A 15,206-nucleotide genomic window follows, 5' to 3' on the forward strand; every position below is an offset into this window, starting at 1 on the left:
GCGGACGCGAAGGTCAGGGCGTGGCGATCAGCATGTAACCGGGATGAAAGGCCAGCCGGGCCGAGGTGATCGCGCCCAGGTCGTTGAAGGTGGTGCGCTGCAGGATCAGAAGCGCGGTGCCCTGCCGGGTTTCCAGCAGCCTTGCGTTGCGGGCATCGGCGTTCTCGGCCGAAAAGGCCATGTCGGCCCGCGACCAGGGGAAATTCCTGACCAGCCATTCGTTGGCGTTGATGCGCTGGAAGTCGATGGCCTCGGCGCCCGGCGCCGCGACCGGGTTGATCCAGCGGTCCTCGACCTGGAAGGGCCGGCCGTCGCCGTAATGCACGGTGCGCAGGTGGATCAGCATCCGGCCCTCGGGCAGGGCCATGCGGGCGGCGGCCTCGGCCGGCAGGGGCGAGCGCTTCTGCGCCACGACGCGGTGGCTGTATTCCATGCCCGCGCCCTCGATCTGCTCGCGCACGATGGGAATGGTCAGCGTGGCCTTGCGGGCCGGGTTCACCGTGACATGGGTGCCGGCCCGGCGCTTGCGGTCCAGAAGCCCCTCTTCGGCCAGCAGTTGCAGGGCTTTGTTCACCGTGGCGCGGGCGACGCCGAATTCGACGGCCAGTTCGGCCTCGTCCGGGATGCGGTCGCCCTGCCGCCATTCGCGGTCGACGATGCGGCGGCGCACCTCGCTGGTGATGGCTTGCGCCTTGCTGGCGGATTTCTCGGTCACATGCGGTCCTGAAGCCGGGCGATGGTGGCCAGATAATCGGCGATGATGCGGTCATGGTCCATATGTCTGCCGCCCTGCACGACATGGCGGCCGGCGGCCCAGACATCGCGGACCAGACCGTCATGGCCGGCAAAGACCAGGCTGTCGAGCATCTGGTCGCCCCTGCGGCCCGCCAGTACCGGATTGGCGCGGTCGATGGCGACCAGATCGGCCCAGAGCCCGGGTGCGATCGCCCCGGTCTCGCGCCCCGCCGCCGTGGCGCCGCCGTCGAGCCCGGCCTGATACAGCACCCGCCCGGTCGAGCGTTCCGGGGTGGCCAGGATCGCCCGGCCGCGGTCGCGCAGGCGCTGGCTGTATTCCAGCGTGCGCAACTCCTCGACCAGCGAGATGCGGATGTTGCTGTCCGAGCCGAAGCCGTAGCGCCCGCCGGCCTGGGTCCAGATCGTGCCGTTGAAGATGCCGTCGCCCAGCGAGCTTTCGGTGATCGGGCACAGGCCCGCCACGGCGCCGGTGGCGGCCAGGCGGCGGGTCTCGTCCTCGGTCATGTGGGTCAGGTGGATCAGGGTCCAGCGCCGGTCGGGGCTGTGGTTGTCGAGCAGCCATTCGACCGGGCGGCGGCCATAGGCGGCGCTGATCTCCTCGATCTCGGGCACCTGCTCGGCCAGGTGCATGTGCAGCGGGCGGCCGGGGCGCAGCGCCACGCATTCCGCCAGCCCCTCGGGCGAGACGGCGCGCAGGCTGTGCGGGGCGATGCCGATGCCGGCGTCGGCGGGCAGGGCGCTGAGCGCGGTCTCGGCCCCCTCGACCAGCCGCAGGAATTCCTCGGGCGTGGTGCCGAACCGGTTCTGGCCCGGCGCCAAGGCCCGACGGTCCACGCCGCCGAACTGGTAATGCACCGGCAGCAGCGTCAGGCCGATGCCCGAGCGCGCGGCGGCGGCGGCGATGCGTTCGGCCATCTCGGCGATATTGTCGTAGTGGCCGCCGCCGGGACGGTGGTGCAGGTAATGGAACTCGACATTGGTGGCATAGCCGGCCTCCAGCATCTCCATCTGCACCAGCGCCGCGATGGATTCGACGTCATCGGGCGTCAGGTGGTCGAGAAAGCGATACATGATCTGGCGCCAGGTCCAGAAGGTGTCGCGCGGCTCCGGCCCCCTGGCCTCGCTAAGCCCGGCCATGGCGCGCTGGAAGGCGTGGCTGTGCAGGTTCGCCAGCGCCGGCAGCAGCAGCGGCACGGCCGCGCCGCCGGTGACGCCGGCCTCGACGGCGGCGATTCGGCCCCGATCCACCGTCACGCAGACATTTTCCGCCCAGCCATCGGGCAGCAAGGCCCGCTCTGCCCAGATCTTTTCCATTGCGCCGCCCTTTTCTGTGCAAAAATAAGTTTAGACATAGACTGGAATTAAGTTTAGACATAGAGCCAACGAGAAATCAATCCGGGACGAATGGCCGATGCAGGTTTTCAGCAATGCCCAGATCGCGACCATGGCTGATCCGTCAGGGGGTTACGGGCTGATCGAGCGCGGCGCCGTCGTCGTCGAGGATGCGCGAATCAGCTGGGTCGGCGCCGAATCCGATCTGCCGGCGCGCTATGCCGGCGCGACGCGGCAGGATCTGGGGGGGCGGCTGGTCACGCCGGGGCTGATCGACTGCCACACCCATATCGTCTTTGGCGGCGACCGCGCCCGCGAGTTCGAGATGCGGCTAGAGGGCGCCAGCTATGAAGAGATCGCCCGCGCCGGCGGCGGCATCCTGTCCAGCGTCCGCGCCACCCGCGCGGCGGACGAGGCCGCGCTGCTGAAAGCCGCGCTGACCCGCGTCGACCACCTGATCGCCGAGGGCGCGACCACCATCGAGATCAAGTCGGGCTATGGCCTGACCGTCGCCGACGAGCTGAAGATGCTGCGAGTCGCCCGGCTGATCGAGGCGCGCCGCCCGGTCCAGGTCCGCACCACCTGGCTGGCCGCCCATGCCCTGCCGCCGGAATACAAGGACGACCGCCAAGGCTATATCCGCGACGTGGTGCTGGCCGGGATGGACGCCGCCCATGCCGAGGATCTGGCCGATGCCGTGGACGGCTTCTGCGAGGGCATCGCCTTTTCGCGCGCGGAAATGGCGGCGATCTTTGACCATGCCAAGACCCTCGGCCTGCCGGTCAAGCTGCATGCCGAGCAGCTGTCCGACCTGCATGGCGCGGCCATGGCGGCCGAGCATGGCGCGATTTCGGCCGACCACCTGGAATGGCTGGGCCAGGACGGGGTCGATGCCATGGCGGCCTCCGGCACCGTCGCCGTGCTGCTGCCCGGCGCCTTCTATACGCTGCGCGAGACCAGGCTGCCGCCGGTCCAGGCGTTGCGCGATGCCGGGGTGGCGCTGGCGCTGGCCACCGACTGCAACCCCGGCACCTCGCCGCTGACCTCGCTGCTGCTGACGATGAACATGGGCGCGACGCTGTTTCGCATGACGCCCAGCGAATGCCTGGCCGGCGTCACCCGCAACGCCGCCCGCGCCCTGGGCCTGACCGACCGGGGCGTGATCGCCGCCGATCTGCGCGCCGACCTGGCGGTCTGGGACGCAGCCCATCCGGCGGAGCTGACCTATCGCATCGGCTTCAACCCGCTTCACTCCCGCATCTTCGGAGGCGACTTTGTCTGAACTGATCCTGATCCCCGGCGAAACCACCCTGGCGCAGCTCGAGCGCGTCTGGCGCGAGGGCCTGGCCGTGCGGCTGGCCGACAGCGCCCGGCCCGGCATCGCCGCCTCTGCCGCCCGCATCGAGGCCGCCGCCAATGGCGACGTGCCGGTCTATGGCGTGAACACCGGCTTCGGCAAGCTCGCCTCGATCAAGATCGCGTCCAAGGACACCGCGACGCTGCAACGCAACCTGATCCTGTCGCATTGCTGCGGCGTGGGCGAGCCGGTCGAGCTGGAAACCGTGCGCCTGATCATGGTGCTGAAGCTTTTGTCGCTGGGCCGCGGCGCCTCGGGCGTGCGTCCCGAGGTCATCGCGCTGATCGAGGCGATGCTGGCCCGCGGCGTGCTGCCGGTGATCCCGTCGCAGGGCTCGGTCGGCGCCTCGGGCGACCTGGCGCCGCTGGCGCATATGGCCGCCGCCATGCTGGGCGAGGGCCGCGCGAGTTATGACGGCTGCGAGATGCCCGCGGCCGAGGCGCTGGCTGCCGCCGGGCTGAGGCCCGTGGTGCTGGCCGCGAAAGAGGGTCTGGCGCTGATCAACGGCACCCAGGTCTCGACCGCCTTCGCGCTGGCGGGGCTGTTCGATGCCTTCGCCAGCGCCCGGGCGGCGCTGGTCACCTCGTCGCTGTCCACGGATGCGATCATGGGCTCGACCGCGCCCTTCCTGGACGAGATCCACACCCTGCGCGGCCATCGCGGCCAGATCGTCGCGGCGCGGACCATCCGGGCGCTGATGGAGGGCTCCGAGATCCGCGAAAGCCACCGGATCGGCGACAGCCGGGTGCAGGACCCCTATTGCATCCGCTGCCAGCCGCAGGTCACCGGCGCCTGCATCGACCTGCTGATCCAAGTCGGGCGCACGCTGGAGATCGAGGCCAATGCCGCGACCGACAACCCGCTGGTGCTGGTCGGGGCCGGCCGCATCGTCTCGGGCGGGAACTTCCATGCCGAGCCGGTGGCCTTCGCCGCCGACCAGATCGCGCTGGCGATCGCCGAGATCGGCGCGATTTCCCAGCGCCGCATCGCGCTGATGGTCGATCCGGCGCTGAGCCACGACCTGCCGCCCTTCCTGACCCCCGATCCGGGGCTGAATTCGGGGCTGATGATCGCCGAGGTCACCTCGGCGGCGCTGATGTCGGAAAACAAGCATCTCGCGACGCCGTGCAGCACCGACTCGACGCCGACCTCGGCCAACCAGGAGGATCACGTCAGCATGGCGGCGCATGGCGCGCGCCGGCTTCGCCGCATGAACGCGAACCTCGCGCATATCCTGGGCATCGAGGCGCTGTGCGCCAGCGCCGGCGTCGAGTTCCGCGCGCCGCTGAAGACCTCGGGTCCGCTGCAGAAGGTCATCGCCACGCTGCGCGCGACCATCCCGGCGCTGGACCAGGACCGCTACATGGCCCCCGACCTGGCCGAGGCGGCGCGGCTGATCCATGACGGCACCCTGGTCGCGGCGGTGCCCGCGGGTCTGCTGGCCGAGGTGACGGCATGATCCCGGTCGAGGTCGTCCAGGGGGACAGCCCGGTCATCCTGGGCCTGCCCCACACCGGCACCTGGCTGCCGGCCCATGTCGAGGCGGCGCTGAACCCGCGCGGCCGGGTGCTGGCCGATACCGACTGGCATATCGAGCGGCTTTACGACGGGCTGCTGCCCGGCGCGACCACGGTGCGGGCGACCTTTCACCGCTATGTCATCGACGCGAACCGCGGCCCGGACGACGCGAGCCTCTATCCCGGCCAGAACACCACCGGCTTGGTGCCGCTGACCGATTTCGACGGCGCGCCGATCTGGGAGGTGGAGCCGAGTGCCGAGGAGATCGCCACGCGCAAGGCGCAGTTCCACGCCCCCTATCACGCCGCGCTGGCCGCCGAGATCGCGCGGGTGAAGGCGAAGCACGGGGTTGCGATCCTTTACGACTGCCACTCGATCCGCTCGGTGATCCCGTTCCTGTTTCAGGGCGTGCTGCCGGATTTCAACATCGGCACCAACGGCGGGGCGTCCTGCGCGCCGGCCATCGAGGCCGCCACGCAGGAGGTCGCAGCCGCGACGGGCCGGACCCATGTTCTGAACGGCCGCTTCAAGGGCGGCTGGACGACGCGGCATTACGGCCAGCCGGGGCAGGGCGTCCACGCCATCCAGATGGAACTGGCGCAGGTGACGCATCTGGCGACCGAGGCCCCGCCCTTTGCCTATGACGCGCAGAAGGCCGAGGCGCTGCGGGGGCCGCTGAAGGAGATCCTGACCCGCCTTGCGGCGCTGGCGCCGGAGTTGCGGCCATGAAGCCGCTTGCGGGCATCAAGGTGCTGGACCTGTCGCGGGTGCTGGCGGGGCCCTATGCGACGGCGCTGCTGGCCGACCTGGGGGCCGAGATCATCAAGCTGGAGCCGCCCGCGGGCGACGACTACCGCCATATCGGCCCGGTCAAGGACGGCGAAAGCGCGCTGTTCACGCTGAACAACCGCGGCAAGCAAAGCCTGGTGCTGGACCTGAAGAACCCGGCCGACCTGGCGCTGGCGCGTGCCATCGCGGCGCAGGTGGACGTGGTAGTGGAAAACTTCCGCCCCGGCGTCGCGGCCCGGCTGGGGCTGGGCGCCGAGGACTTGCGCGCAGAAAATCCGCGGCTGGTCTATTGCTCGATCTCGGGCTTTGGGCAGGACGGCCCGTTCCGCGACCTGCCGGCCTATGACCTGGTGGTGCAGGCCATGTCGGGCCTGATGGCCGGCACGGGCGAGGAGGGCGGCGCGCCGCTGAAGACCGGCGAAAGCATCGCCGACCTGCTGGCCGGCCTGTTCGCGAGCTGGGCCATCATGGCGGCGCTGGTCGGGCGCAACGCCACCGGGCAGGGCGCGGTGCTGGACGTGGCGATGTATGACGCGCTGTTTTCCATGCTGACCACCAGCCATGCGCTGCATTTCTATGCCGGGAAGCTGCCGCAGCGGGTCGGCAACCGCCATCCCTTGTCGACGCCCTTTGGCTGCTTTGCCACCAGCGACGGGCAGGTGGTGATCGCGGTGCTGTCGGGCAAGCAATTCGCCGCGCTGGCGCAGCTGATCGGTGCCCCCGAGGCGGCGGCGGACCCGCGTTTCGCCAGCGACGAAGCGCGCACCGCGCATGAGCCCGAGATCAAGGCGCTGATCGAGGCCTGGTCCGCGCGCCTGAGCACCGAGGCCGCCGTGGCGGCGCTGGCCGGTGCCGGCCTGCCCGCCGCGCCGATCTGGGACATCGCCCAGGCGGCCGACAGTGACCACGCCCGCGCGCGCGGTCTGGTCAGCCTGCTGGGCCGCACTCCGGTCGTCGGCCAGCCGGTGCGTTTCGACGGCGAGAAACCCCTGGCCGGCAGCCCGGCCCCCGCGCTGGGCGGCGACCGCGCCGCCATCCTGCGCGCATTCGGATTGGAGGAAACCGCATGAGCGACGACTGGCCCATGCTGGCCGAGGAGGAACGGCTGTTCTGCGACGTGCTGGAGCGCATCTGCGTCGAGCAGATCGCGCCCAAAGCGGCGGAAACGGATGAGACTTCGGGTTTCGTCCATGACCAGCTTGCCGTGCTGGGCGAGGCCGGCATGATGGGTGCGAACCTGCCCGAAGCCTATGGCGGCAGCGGCATCTCGGCCCCGGCGCTGCTGCGCGCGGTCGCCATCGTGGCGGGGGCCTGCGGGTCCACGGCCTCGGCCTTGACGGCGCATTACCTGGCGACCGACTCGATCCTGATCGGCGGGTCTGAATCGCAGAAGCAGGAATGGCTGCAAAAGGCCGCGACGGGCGAGGCGCTGGGCGCCTTCGCCCTGACCGAGCCGACCGCCGGCTCGGACCCCGCCGACATGAAGACCCGCGCCCGCCGCACGGAAACCGGCTGGCACCTCAAGGGCACGAAATGCTTCATCTCGAACGGCGGTGTGGCGGATTTCATCGTCGTCTATGCGGTGACCGATCCCGACAAGGGCCATCGCGGCATCTCGGCCTTCATCCTGCCGAAAGGCACGCCAGGGCTGGAGCCGGGCGCGCCGGAAAAGACCATGGGGCTGAAGGGCGGGCATGTGTTCACCCTGAACCTCGACTGCCAATTGCCGCAGGACGCGCTGCTGGGCGAGGAGGGCAGGGGCTTTCGCACCGCCATGCAGGTGCTGGACAACGGCCGCATTGAGGTCGCGGCGCAATGCCTGGGGCTGGCGAAAGCCGCGATGGACGCCGCCATCGCCTATGCCAAGGACCGCGTCATCGGCGGCGAGCGGCTGACCGACCGCCAAGGCATCCGCTGGATGATCGCCGACATGGGCGTCGCCTGGCGTTCGGCGCTGCTCTTGTCGCAGGATGCCGCGCGCCAGCGCCAGCATGCCCATGACCACGGCGGGCGCTTCTCGCTGGCCTCGAGCATGGCGAAACTGGCCGCCAGCGAGGCGGCCGGCAAGATCGCCGATACCGCGCTGCAACTGCATGGCGGCTATGGCTATACCCGCGATTTCCCCATCGAACGCATCGCCCGCGACCTGCGCATCATGCGCATCTACGAAGGGTCGAGCGAAATCCAACGCATCATCATTTCCGGCAATATGCTGGCCTGAACGGAGAGCACCATGGACAATCCCCGTCACAATACCCGCGACATTTTTCCCGCCACCGGCACCGAGATCACCGCGAAAAGCTGGCTGACCGAGGCGCCGATGCGGATGCTGATGAACAACCTGCATCCCGACGTGGCCGAGAACCCGCATGAGCTGGTGGTCTATGGCGGCATCGGCCGCGCCGCCCGCACCTGGAAGGATTTCGACCTGATCGTCGATGCGCTGAAAAAGCTCGAGGACGACCAGACCCTGATGGTGCAATCGGGCAAGCCGGTCGGCGTGTTCCGCACCCACAAGGATGCGCCGCGGGTGCTGATCGCCAACTCGAACCTGGTGCCGCATTGGGCGAACTGGGACCATTTCAACGAATTGGACAAGAAGGGCTTGGCCATGTACGGCCAGATGACCGCCGGTTCCTGGATCTATATCGGCAGCCAGGGCATCGTGCAGGGCACCTACGAGACCTTCGTCGAGGCCGGGCGCCAGCACTATGGCGGCGATCTGAAGGGCAAGTGGATCCTGACCGCCGGGCTTGGCGGCATGGGCGGCGCCCAGCCTCTGGCCGCGGTCATGGCCGGCGCCTGCTGCCTGGCGGTGGAATGCGACGAGACCCGCGCCGATTTCCGCCTGCGCACCCGCTATGTCGATGAAAAGACCCACAGCCTCGACGAGGCGCTGGAGATGATCGACCGCTGGACCAAGGCCGGCGAGGCGAAATCCGTGGCGCTGATCGGCAATGCCGCCGACGTGTTCCCGGAACTGGTCAAGCGTGGCGTGCGTCCCGACATCGTGACCGACCAGACCTCGGCCCACGACCCGGTGCATGGCTATCTGCCGCAGGGCTGGACCGTCGCCGAATGGCGCGCGCGCCAGGAAACCGATCCCAAGGCCGTCGAACGCGCCGCCCGCGCCAGCATGCGCAAGCAGGTCGAGGCGATGGTGGCCTTCTGCGACCAGGGCATCCCGACCGTCGATTACGGCAACAACATCCGCCAGATGGCGCTGGAAGAGGGCTTCGAGCGCGCCTTTGCCTTCCCCGGCTTCGTGCCGGCCTATATCCGGCCGCTGTTTTGCAAGGGCATCGGGCCGTTCCGCTGGGCGGCGCTGTCGGGCGATCCCGAGGACATCCTGAAGACCGACCAGAAGGTCAAGGAACTGGTCGACGACCCGCATCTGCACAACTGGCTGGACATGGCGCGCGAGCGCATCAGCTTCCAGGGCCTGCCGGCGCGGATCTGCTGGGTCGGCCTTGGCATCCGCCACAAGCTGGGCCTCGCCTTCAACGAGATGGTGCGGAACGGCGAACTGAAAGCGCCCATCGTCATCGGCCGCGACCATCTCGACTCGGGCTCGGTCGCCTCGCCGAACCGGGAAACCGAGGCGATGCAGGACGGCTCGGACGCGGTGTCCGACTGGCCGCTGCTGAACGCGCTGCTGAATACCGCCTCGGGCGCGACCTGGGTGTCGCTGCATCATGGCGGCGGCGTCGGCATGGGTTTCTCGCAGCATTCCGGCATGGTGATCTGCTGCGACGGCAGCGAGGATGCCGATGCGCGGCTGGCGCGCGTGCTGTGGAACGACCCGGCCACCGGCGTCATGCGCCATGCTGACGCGGGCTATCAGATCGCGCTGGACTGCGCGCGGGAGCACGGGTTGAATCTGCCCGGGATTCTCTGATCCAAGGGGCGCGGGTGCGCAACGCACCGCCCCCGCGGCCCGTCACCTGTCCAACAACGGAGAAAGACATGAGTTTTCACATGAGCCTGAAAGCCGCCGCCATCAGCCTGATCGCGCTGGGCACCGCCGCGCAGGCCGACCAGCTGGCCGACATCAAGGCGGCGGGCAAGATCGTCACCGCGACCGACATGCACTATGCCCCCTTCGACATGCTGTCGAACGGCACCTATGAGGGCATGACCAAGGACCTGTTCGACGAGGTTTCCAAGGAAATCGGCGTCGAGCCGGTCTATCAGGACATCCCCTGGACCGCCGAGCTGCCGGGCCTGGAAGTCAAGAAATTCGACATCGTCATCGCGCCCGTCACCATCACCCCCGAGCGGCTGGAACGCTACACCTTCACCCTGCCGATCGCCGATGCCACCGTCTCGCTGGTCAAGGCCGCGAACAGCGACCTGAAGAAGCCCGAGGACATCAAGGGCAAGACCGTCGGCGTGCAGCAGGGCACCGCGCAGTTCAAGCAGCTGCAAGCCTATGGCGAAAGCCTGGGCGGCGTGGACGTCAAGGAATACGGCACCACCGACGAGGCCTATGCCGACCTGGTCGCCGGCCGGCTGGACGCGGTGGCGGGCTCGCTGCCGAACCTGACCTATCTGGTCAAGAACCGCCCCGAGAGCTTCGCGCTGTTCGAGCCGGCGCAATTCGGCCAGCCGACCTATTTCGCCTGGGTGCTGCGCAAGGATGCCGACAGCGACAGCTTCGCCAAGGCGATCAACGACGCCATCCTGAAGATGACCGACGACGGTCGCGTCAAGGCGATCCAGGAGAAATGGCTGGGCAGCTATACCGAACTGCCGCGCGAAGTCCCGGCGAACTGAGCCCCGCCACCCAAGCCATGCCGGCGCGGGGCCAGCGCCCCGCCCGGACCTTCCGGCGCCCTGCCGCGCGCCGGACGCAAGACGCGGGCAACGGGGATGGTCCCCGCCCGCCATCGTCAGGACAAGGCGTGCATGTTTTCCATCCCTGTCTTTCTTGAGAGCTTCCAGCCGCTGTTCTGGGCCGCGCGCTATACGCTGCTGATCTCGGTCCTGGGCATCGGCCTGGGGCTGGTGATCGGCACGCTGGTCTGCGCGGCGCGGCTGTCGCCCTATCCGGCGCTGCGCGCCTTCGGCGGGCTCTGGGTCAGCTTCCTGCGCGGCGTGCCGCTGCTGGTGCAGCTTCTGGTCTTCTATTACTCGCTGCCGGTGATCGGGGTCGACATCCCGGCCACCGCCGCCGCGGTGATCTGCGTCGGCGTCTGCGCCAGCGCCTATATCAGCGAGATCTGGCGCGGCGCCATCGCCGCCCTGCCGCGCGGCCAGACCGAGGCTGCCACCGCCATCGGCATGACCCCGCGCGACACCTGGATCCGGGTGATCCTGCCGCAGGCCTTCACCCTGTCGCTGCCGGCGCTGGTCAACGAGTTGATCCTGCTGGTCAAGGCCAGCTCGCTGGTCTCGGTCGTGGGCATCCTGGAGATCACCCGGGCGAGCCAGGCCCAGGCCGCGACCACCTTCCGCCCGCTTGAAGTCTATATCGCGGCGGCCTGCATCTATCTGGCGATCAACCTGTGCCTTGCGGCGCTGGGACGCTACCTTGAACACAGGACGGCCGTGTGATGGACCTGATCGAACAATACGGCCCGATGCTGCTGCGCGGCTTCGGCATCACCGTGCTGTGCTGGATCCTCGGCACGATCTTCGGCATGGCGCTGGGGCTGGTGATCGCGCTGATCCAGCGTTACGCACCGCGCCCGGTGCGCTGGCTGATCCAGGTCTATATCGAGGTGATCCGCGGCACGCCCTTCCTGGTCCAGCTCTTCGTGCTCTATTACGGCGGCCCGCTGGTCGGGCTGCGCCTGGACGCGCTGCCGGCGGGCCTCTTGGGCCTGACCATCTATGGCAGCCCCTATTTCGCCGAGATCTTCCGCTCGGGCTTCCGCGCCGTGCCGCATGGTCAGATCGAGGCGGCGCGTGCCATCGGCATGGCCGAGCCCGCCATCATCCGCCGCATCCTTCTGCCGCTGGGCCTGGTCTCGGCGCTGCCGGCGCTGGTCAATTTCTCGATCATCCTGACCAAGGAGACGGTGATCCTGTCGATCATCACCGTGCCCGAGCTGATGTATCAGGTCAGCCGCATGTCGACCGAGACCTTCCGCTATGTCGAGGCGAACCTGGTGCTGGCGCTGTTCTTCTGGCTGCTGGTCGAGACGATCAGCCGGCTCGGCCGCCGGTTCGAGCGCCGCATCACCCAACATCTGATCGAAAGGACCTGAGCGATGCAGGCATCCTCCGTCGAGATCCGCAAGGTCAACAAGTTCTACGGCCCCTTCCACGCGCTGAAGGACGTGGACCTGTCCATCCCGCCCGGCAAGGTGACCTGCCTGATCGGGCCCTCGGGCTCGGGCAAGTCGACGCTCTTGCGCTGCATCAACTTCCTCGAGGCATACGACTCGGGCGAGATCCGCATCGACGGCCAGCTGATCGGCTATGACAGCCCGGGCCGCAAGATGACCGGCCGCCGCTTGCGCGAGATGCGGCGCGGCATCGGCATGGTGTTCCAGCAGTTCAACCTGTGGCCGCATATGACCGCGCAGCAGAACGTGGCCGAGGGGCTGATCCGCGTGCGCGGCCTGGCGCGCGCCGAGGCCGAGCGGCGCGCCGCCGAGGCCTTGGCCAAGGTGGGCCTGGCCGACAAGATGGGCAACCACCCGGCGCGGCTGTCGGGCGGCCAGCAGCAGCGCGTCGCCATCGCCCGCGCCATCGCCATGGAGCCGCGGCTGATGCTCTTCGACGAGCCGACCTCGGCCTTGGACCCGGAGCTGGTGGGCGAGGTGCTGAACGTGATGAAGGCGCTGGCCGCCGAGGGCATGACCATGGTCGTGGTGACGCATGAGATGGGCTTCGCCGCCCATGTCGCCGACCAGGTCGCCTTCATGGAAAAGGGCGAGCTGGTCGCGGTGGACAGCCCGCAGGGCATCTTCCAGGTGCCGAAGGACGCGCGCATCCAGAACTTCCTGCGCACCTATCACGAACGCAACAGCTTCTGAGCGGGGCGCGCGGGGGCTCTGCCCCCCGCCTGGCCGGCCCCTCGACGGGGCCGGCCAGGCGTCCCCCGGGATATTTCCACAAGAAAGAAAGCCGGGGTGCTGGGGGTTGCGCCGGGGCGCGGGCGGCATAACTGACAGGGGCAACTTGCAGGAGCGCCTCATGTCCAAGCTATTTGAGCCGATCACCTTGGGTCGGCACAGCCTTCGCAACCGCATCGTCATCGCCCCCATGTGCCAGTATTCCGCCAAGGATGGCTGCATGACCGACTGGCACATGCAGCACCTGGGCAGCCTGGCGCAGTCCGGCGCCGGCATCCTGACCATCGAGGCGACCGCCGTGACGCCCGAGGGGCGCATCTCGCATGCCGATGTCGGGCTTTACGACGCGGCGACCGAGGCCGCGATGGGCCGGGTCATGCGGGCGATCCGCGACTGGGCGGACATGCCGGTCGCGATCCAGCTGGCCCATGCCGGGCGCAAGGCCTCGACCGCGCGGCCCTGGGACGGCGGGGCGCAGATCGCGCCGGATGCGGTGGACGGCTGGCAGACGCTGGCGCCCTCGGGCCTGGCCTATGCCGCCGATGACAATCCGCCCGAGGCGCTGGATGCGGCCGGGCTGGCCCGCATCCGCGACGCCTTTGCCGAAGCCGCGCGCCGCGCCTTGCGGCTGGGTATCGACGCGATCCAGATCCATTGCGCGCATGGCTACCTGCTGCACGAATTCCTGTCGCCGCTGTCGAACCGGCGCGAGGACGACTATGGCGGCAGCCTGGAGAACCGGATGCGCTTTCCGCTGGAGGTCTTCGACGCCGTGCGCGCCGCCGTGCCCGAGGGCTATCCGGTCACGGTCCGGGTCTCGGGCACCGACTGGGTCGAGGGCGGCTGGGACGTCGAGAGCACCGTTGCCTTTGCCCGCGCGCTCGAGGCGCGGGGCTGCGATGCGATCCATGTCTCCTCGGCCGGGCTCGACCCGCGGCAGGCGATCCCGGTCGGGCCGAACTACCAGGTGCCGCTGGCGCGGGCGGTCAAGGCGGCCGTCTCGATGCCGGTCATCGCCGTGGGGCTGATCACCGAGCCCGAACAGGCCGAAGCGATCCTGGGCACCGGCGATGCCGACCTGATCGCCATCGGCCGCGTCGCGCTTTACGATCCGCGCTGGCCCTGGCATGCGGCGGCGAAGCTGGGCGACAGTCTGCCGGTGTCGCCGCAATACCTGACCGCCGCGCCGCGCCAGGCGCGCGGGCTGTTCCAGCGCCGCTGAGGCCGTGCGCCCCGCTCGCGACGGCCCCGGGGGCTCAGCCCGCCAGGTCGTCGCGATGCGGGTCGTGCATGTCGAAGACCAGCATGCCGTCCTCGGGCAGCTTGCGGCCGGTCCAGGCCGGATGGCGCAGCGAGCGTTCCGCGTCGTCCAGCCCGTCGCGCCAATGGTCCAGCATCGACAGGCGCGAGAATTCGTAATCCTTGGACGTGCCTTCGTAATCGGCGTGGCGATGGATCAGGTGCATCAGGCTGACCGGCTGCGAGGGGCCGGCCTCGATCAGCCGCTTCAGATCGGGATCGTCGCGGAATTCGGCCGGCAGCCGGGCTTGCAGCCGGCGCGCGGCGCGGGCCAGGGCATGGCGGGCGCGGAATTCGTCGGTGTTGAGGCGGGTGCGGCTGGAGAAGCGGATCTCGCGCTCGCGCTGCTCGACATGGGCCATGGTATGGGGCAGGCCGTCGCGCGAGGGATAGAGATCGACATGATAGATGCAGAGCGGGCGCTGGTGCGGCTTTTCCAGCACCACCTGCAGGGGCGAGTTCGACACCAGCCCGCCGTCCCAATAGTGCCGGCCGTCGATCTCGACCGCGGGGAAGCCCGGCGGCAGCGCGCCCGAGGCCATGATGTGATCGACGGTGATCCGGGTCTCGCTGCTGTCGAAGCTGGTGAAATTGCCGGTCTGCACATCGACGGCGCAGACCGTCAGCCGGGGGCCGGCACGGTTCAGCAGGTCGAAGTCCACCAGCTCCAGCAGCGTCTCGCGCAGGGGCGCGGTGTCGTACCAGCTGGTCTGGCGCATCAGCCCGGGCAGGAACGAGAACACGTCCGGCATGCGCGGGCGAAAGAAGCCTGGCGCGCCCAGCATGGTGGTCATCGTCGCCCGGCTTTCGTTGCAGAAGGCGCGCATCTGGTCGGGCAGCAGCGCGCCCTCCAGCGGCGTGCCCATCAGCCAGGGCGCGCCGGTCACGCCTTCCCAGAAGCGGCGCAGCGCCTGGAGCCGCTGGCTCGGCGGGTTGCCGGCGATCAGCGCCGCGTTGATCGAGCCGATCGAGATCCCGGCCAGCCATTCCGGTTCCTGCCCGGCCCTGCACAGCGCCTCATAGGCGCCGGCCTGATAGGCGCCCAGCGCCCCGCCGCCCTGCAGGACGAAGACGATTTTCTCGGGATCTCGGCTTTCGCTTGCGACCATCATGACACCATTCAACACGCA

General features: G+C 69.1%; 14 protein-coding genes. 11 read left to right on the forward strand and 3 right to left on the reverse strand.

Going from position 1 to position 15,206, the window contains the following annotated elements; all coding sequences use genetic code 11:
- Window positions 1-13: 13 nt before the first annotated feature.
- Together E3D03_RS10390 and E3D03_RS10395 are read right to left on the reverse strand one after the other, a co-directional pair.
- Window positions 14-715, reverse strand: a complete 702-nt coding sequence (locus tag E3D03_RS10390; RefSeq protein ID WP_263566898.1) for a GntR family transcriptional regulator — start codon at window positions 713-715, stop codon at window positions 14-16.
- Window positions 712-2,070, reverse strand: coding sequence for a formimidoylglutamate deiminase (locus E3D03_RS10395; RefSeq protein WP_263566899.1), 1,359 nt, complete (start codon window positions 2,068-2,070; stop codon window positions 712-714). The genes E3D03_RS10390 and E3D03_RS10395 overlap by 4 nt, the downstream gene beginning before the upstream one ends.
- A 97-nt stretch (window positions 2,071-2,167) precedes the next feature.
- Here E3D03_RS10395 and hutI point away from each other — a divergent pair, with 97 nt between their 5' ends.
- The 11 genes from hutI to E3D03_RS10450 all read left to right on the forward strand — a co-directional run bounded on the left by hutI (window position 2,168) and on the right by E3D03_RS10450 (window position 13,999).
- The gene (hutI, locus tag E3D03_RS10400) at window positions 2,168-3,370 is read left to right on the forward strand and encodes an imidazolonepropionase (protein ID WP_263566900.1); all 1,203 of its coding nucleotides are present in this window, start codon (window positions 2,168-2,170) and stop codon (window positions 3,368-3,370) included.
- A complete protein-coding gene (gene hutH, locus E3D03_RS10405; protein ID WP_263566901.1) occupies window positions 3,363-4,904 on the forward strand; it encodes a histidine ammonia-lyase in 1,542 nt (513 codons plus the stop codon). The genes hutI and hutH overlap by 8 nt, the downstream gene beginning before the upstream one ends.
- Window positions 4,901-5,692, forward strand: coding sequence for an N-formylglutamate deformylase (gene hutG, locus E3D03_RS10410; protein WP_263566902.1), 792 nt, complete (start codon window positions 4,901-4,903; stop codon window positions 5,690-5,692). The genes hutH and hutG overlap by 4 nt, the downstream gene beginning before the upstream one ends.
- A complete protein-coding gene (locus E3D03_RS10415) occupies window positions 5,689-6,822 on the forward strand; it encodes a CaiB/BaiF CoA transferase family protein (RefSeq protein ID WP_263566903.1) in 1,134 nt (377 codons plus the stop codon). Before hutG ends, E3D03_RS10415 begins: the two co-directional genes overlap by 4 nt.
- On the forward strand, window positions 6,819-7,973 hold the full coding sequence (locus tag E3D03_RS10420; RefSeq protein WP_263566904.1) for an acyl-CoA dehydrogenase family protein: 1,155 nt from the start codon (window positions 6,819-6,821) through the stop codon (window positions 7,971-7,973). Before E3D03_RS10415 ends, E3D03_RS10420 begins: the two co-directional genes overlap by 4 nt.
- 12 nt (window positions 7,974-7,985) lie before the next feature.
- Complete coding sequence (hutU, locus tag E3D03_RS10425; RefSeq protein WP_263566905.1) at window positions 7,986-9,650, forward strand: urocanate hydratase; 1,665 nt, start codon at window positions 7,986-7,988, stop codon at window positions 9,648-9,650.
- A 68-nt stretch (window positions 9,651-9,718) separates the two neighbouring features.
- Window positions 9,719-10,528, forward strand: coding sequence for a transporter substrate-binding domain-containing protein (locus E3D03_RS10430; protein ID WP_263566906.1), 810 nt, complete (start codon window positions 9,719-9,721; stop codon window positions 10,526-10,528).
- Between the two features lie 132 nt (window positions 10,529-10,660).
- Window positions 10,661-11,308: an amino acid ABC transporter permease gene (locus E3D03_RS10435; RefSeq protein ID WP_017999508.1), complete on the forward strand. Its 648-nt coding sequence runs from the start codon at window positions 10,661-10,663 to the stop codon at window positions 11,306-11,308.
- Entirely contained in the window at window positions 11,308-11,964 is a 657-nt protein-coding gene (locus E3D03_RS10440) for an amino acid ABC transporter permease (RefSeq protein ID WP_263566907.1), read from the forward strand. Before E3D03_RS10435 ends, E3D03_RS10440 begins: the two co-directional genes overlap by 1 nt.
- A gap of 3 nt (window positions 11,965-11,967) precedes the next feature.
- Entirely contained in the window at window positions 11,968-12,738 is a 771-nt protein-coding gene (locus E3D03_RS10445; protein ID WP_263566908.1) for an amino acid ABC transporter ATP-binding protein, read from the forward strand.
- A gap of 160 nt (window positions 12,739-12,898) precedes the next feature.
- Complete coding sequence (locus tag E3D03_RS10450; RefSeq protein ID WP_263566909.1) at window positions 12,899-13,999, forward strand: NADH:flavin oxidoreductase/NADH oxidase; 1,101 nt, start codon at window positions 12,899-12,901, stop codon at window positions 13,997-13,999.
- A gap of 34 nt (window positions 14,000-14,033) precedes the next feature.
- Here E3D03_RS10450 and E3D03_RS10455 read toward each other — a convergent pair whose 3' ends face one another.
- Window positions 14,034-15,185, reverse strand: a complete 1,152-nt coding sequence (locus E3D03_RS10455; RefSeq protein WP_263566910.1) for a patatin-like phospholipase family protein — start codon at window positions 15,183-15,185, stop codon at window positions 14,034-14,036.
- Window positions 15,186-15,206 lie beyond the last annotated feature (21 nt).

Origin of the sequence: Paracoccus sp. DMF (assembly GCF_004407025.1) — a bacterium.
Lineage (GTDB): Bacteria > Pseudomonadota > Alphaproteobacteria > Rhodobacterales > Rhodobacteraceae > Paracoccus > Paracoccus aminovorans_B.